Raw genomic sequence first — 3,605 nt, forward strand, 5'->3', positions numbered from 1 at the left:
GATCCCCGCCCCGCCCGGACCGCGCCGACCGCGCGGGCACGGCGGCCGGTGCCGCCGTGCCGTCCGAGGCCGCCACCGGCTCAGTTCCCGTAGGCCTTGGCCGCGTCCGCCTCCAGTCTGGCCTGGATGCCCGCCACGTCCGACGGGTTCGCCAGGAAGTCCTGGAGCGCCTTCCACTCGCCCGCGCCCGGCGTCCCGCCGAACGCCGCCGGCGCCTGGTCCGACATGTCGAAGCGGAAGTCGTCGCCCGCCGCGATCAGCGCCTCGGCGATGCGGCGCTGGATGGCGTTCGGGTAGGCCGCCGGGTCCACCGCCTTGTTCGGCGAGACGAACCCGCCCAGCCGTGCCTGGATCTCCGCCGCGTCCGGCGACGCCAGGAACGTCAGCAGCGCCTGGGCGCCCTTCGACGGCTTCAACGCCACCGCCACGTCCCCGCCCGACACCACCGGCGCCTTCGCGCCGACCGCCGGGAACGGGAAGACCAGGGCGTCCTCGCCGATCTTCGCCTCGGTCTGGGCGATGTTGACCGCCACGAAGTCGCCCTCGAAGACCATCGCCGCCGCCGGCCGGTCCCCGCCGGTGAACGTCTGCGTCACCGACTTCGGGAACTCCGTCGCCAGCGCCCCGCTCGGACCGCCCGCCAGGAAGTCCTTCCGGCCGAACAGCTCCGCGAGCGTGGTCAGGGCCTGCCGGACGCTGTCGTCCGTCCACTTGATCTCGTGCTTGGCGAGCTTGTCGTACTTCTCCGGGCCCGCCTGCGAGAGGTAGACGTTCTCGAACCAGTCCGTCAGCGTCCACCCGTCCGCGCCGGCCACCGACACCGCCGGAGTGCCGGACGCCGACAGCGTGTCCGCCGCGGCGATCAGCTCCTTCCACGTCTTCGGCGGCTGCACCCCCGCCGCCTCGAAGGCCTTGGCGTTGTACCAGACCAGCGACTTGTTCGCGGCCTTGTAGTAGACGCCGTACTGGGTGCCGCCGACGGCCCCCAGCTCCTTCCAGCCCTGCGAGTAGTTCTTGTCGAGCTGCGCCTTCGCCTCCGGGCCGACCGGCTGCGCCCACTTGTTCTGGACCGCCGCCGTCAGCGCCCCGACCTGCGGGAGCAGCGCCACGTCCGGCGGCTGCCCGCCCGCGATCTTCGTGCCGAGGAAGGTGACGATCGGGTCCTGGGCCGGGACGAACGCCACCGACGCGCCCGTCCGCCTCTCGAACTCCTCCAGCACCTTCGTGAAGTTCGCCTGCTCCGGCCCCGTCCAGACCGCCGAGACCTCCAGCTTCTCCCCGTCCAGCCGCGGTAACTCCACCCGCGGCGCGGCCGACGGCCCGCCCGGCGGATCGGACTTGCCCGCTCCGCCGTCCCCGCAGCCGGCCAGCAGGAGGGCTCCCGCCGCGGCCAGCGCCGTCCAGGCGGCCGGGGCGCTCCTCCTGCGCATCTGCCCGCGGCTCGTTCCCTGCCCGTCCATGGTCTGCCCCCGATTCCCGTGGTGTGACCCGACCCACAGGTCTACGCCCGAGCCGCGCGCCCCGCAATACCGCCTCCGCGCGCGCCCGCCGCCGTACGGGGCCGGGTGGCGGGGGGTGCCGCGGCCCGGCCGCGGGTCAGGGCGCGGCCGGGAAGAGCACGGGCACCGCCGAGACCAGGTGCGAGGCCCGGTCCAGGGCGCTGGCCAGCAGCGCGAGGTCGGTGGGGCCGTTGCCGAGCTCGCGCACCGGCCGGCGGGCGGGCGGATCACCCATCCGGTCCCACTCCAGGGGGACGACGGTCGGCCGCAGCGTCGCCGTCCGGGGGATCCGGCCCGTCACCCGGCCGCCCTGGAACGGCACCGGCCGGCCGCCGGCGCCGTGCAGTCGGCCGCGGCCCGGCCCGGGACGGTCGGGCGGCTCCAGCTCGACCCGCAGCGGGTTGCCCCGTACGAGTTCGGTGTCGGCCGTGAGGTCCGGGCGGGCCGTGGAGGCCACCAGGTGCACGCCGAGCGCCGCCCCGTCGCGGGCCACCGCCTCCAGCGCGCGCACCACGGAACCGGCGGCGGGGCGGCCCGCGCTGCCGAGGGCCGGGGCGACCAGGGCGTCGTAGTCGTCGACCAGGACCACCAGGCGGGGCAGCGGACCGGGGCCGGGGGCGGGTTCGGTGCGCACGGCGGAGGCACGCAGCCGGAGCGTCCCCGTCCGCGGCTGGTCGGGGTCGCCGCCGAGCTGCTCGCCCGGGGCGGGCCGGCGCGGGGCGACCATCCGGTCGGACACCTCGCGGCGGGCGTGCCACTCGGCGAACGGGACGCCCTCCAGCAGCTCGGCGCGCCGCTTCAGCTCGGCGCCGAGGGCCTGGGCGAACTCGCGCATCCGGACCGGGTCCGCGGCCACCAGGTGGGCGGACGCGTGCGGGAGTTCGGCGGCCGGGGCGAGGCCGTCGCCGCGTTCGCCGCCGGCCCCGTCGACCAGGACCAGGCCGAGCCGGTCCGGCCGGGCGGCCGCGGCCAGCGAGGCGGCCACCGAGCGCAGCAGCTCCGTACGGCCGCTGCCGGCCGGGCCCGTGACGAGCAGGTGCGGCCCGTCGTGGACGAGCTCGGCCCCGACCGGCCCGGCCTGCCCGCTGCCGAGGACGAGCTCGACCAGCCCGCCGACACCCTGCCCCTGCTCGGTGGCCTCGGCCCAGCGGGCCATCAGGGACGCCGGGGTGGCCCGGGCCAGCCCCAGCTCGTCGAGCAGCCGCGCGGCGGCCGGGAGTGCGGCGGCGGCCGGCCGCTGCGGCTTCCCGCCGGCCGGCTCGGCCTTCAGCGGGGCGAGCGCGCGGGCGAACCGCTCGGCCCAGGCCGCGGACACGGCGTCCGCGGTCGCGGTCGTCCCCGGGGGGCACGGCCGGCCGCCGGCGACGGCGAAGGTCCGCACGGCCGTGGCCACGTCGCCGCTGAGCAGGGCGGCGGCGCCGCAGTCCCGGAAGGCGGGGGCGGCCGCGCAGGCCGCCTCGTACGTCTCGGCGAGCGGGGAGGCGGGCGTCGCGGGGGGCGTCTCCGCCAGGACGAGGACGTGGATCCCGGCGGCCGGGCCGTGGGAGGCGAGGCGGCCGGTCAGGTCGCGCAGGGCGGCGGTGCCGGGGTCGCCGTCGACGACGAGCAGGGTGCGGGGGCCGGTGTGCGCGGCCGCGGCCTCCCGGACGCGGGAGGGGTCGGCGGCGGCCCAGTCGGCGCCCAGCGGCCCGGCGTCGAGGCGGCGGGTCAGCTCGCCGGTGCGCGCGGCGGCCTGGTCGCGGTCGTAGGCGAGGAGGAGCCGGCAGTCCTGGCCGTGCGCGGGGCGGACGTGGGGGAGCCAGCCCAGCCATCCCCACTCCTCGCGCCGCTGCGCGACGGTACGGGCCCGGTCGGCGCTGATCAGGACGATCTCCAGCTGCGCGGGCGCGTGCAGGGCGGCGAGCTGGGCCACGACGGAGCGGGCGACGCCCGCGAGGCGGGCGCGCGGCCCGGCGAGGGCCAGGGAGCCGCAGTCCTGGAGGGCGACGCGGCTTCCGGCGCCGAGGCCGACGTCGAGGCGGCCGGGTGGTCGACTCGGCGACGACCCGCGCCGACGGCACGTTCACGCTGTCGGCGAAGGCGGACGGGGCGCTGCTGCGGCTGCCC

The 3,605-nt window shown here is 78.2% G+C and carries 2 protein-coding genes; both read right to left on the reverse strand.

The genetic code is table 11. The features are described from left to right. Positions 1 to 80: 80 nt before the first annotated feature. Entirely contained in the window at positions 81 to 1,430 is a 1,350-nt protein-coding gene (locus tag EF903_RS30170; RefSeq protein WP_125548171.1) for an ABC transporter substrate-binding protein, read from the reverse strand. Positions 1,431 to 1,596: 166 nt separating this feature from the next. Then, entirely contained in the window at positions 1,597 to 3,411 is a 1,815-nt protein-coding gene (locus EF903_RS30175; protein ID WP_399422012.1) for an FtsK/SpoIIIE domain-containing protein, read from the reverse strand. Between the last annotated feature and the right edge of the window lie 194 nt (positions 3,412 to 3,605).

This window comes from Streptomyces sp. WAC05292 (genome assembly GCF_003949955.1).
In the GTDB taxonomy this organism is placed as follows: Bacteria; Actinomycetota; Actinomycetes; order Streptomycetales; family Streptomycetaceae; genus Streptomyces; species Streptomyces globosus.

Excerpts from the sequence above, each read along its gene's own strand:
- EF903_RS30170 (WP_125548171.1), bottom strand. The coding sequence starts at position 1,430 with ATGCGCAGGAGGAGCGCCCCGGCCGCCTGGACGGCGCTGGCCGCGGCG.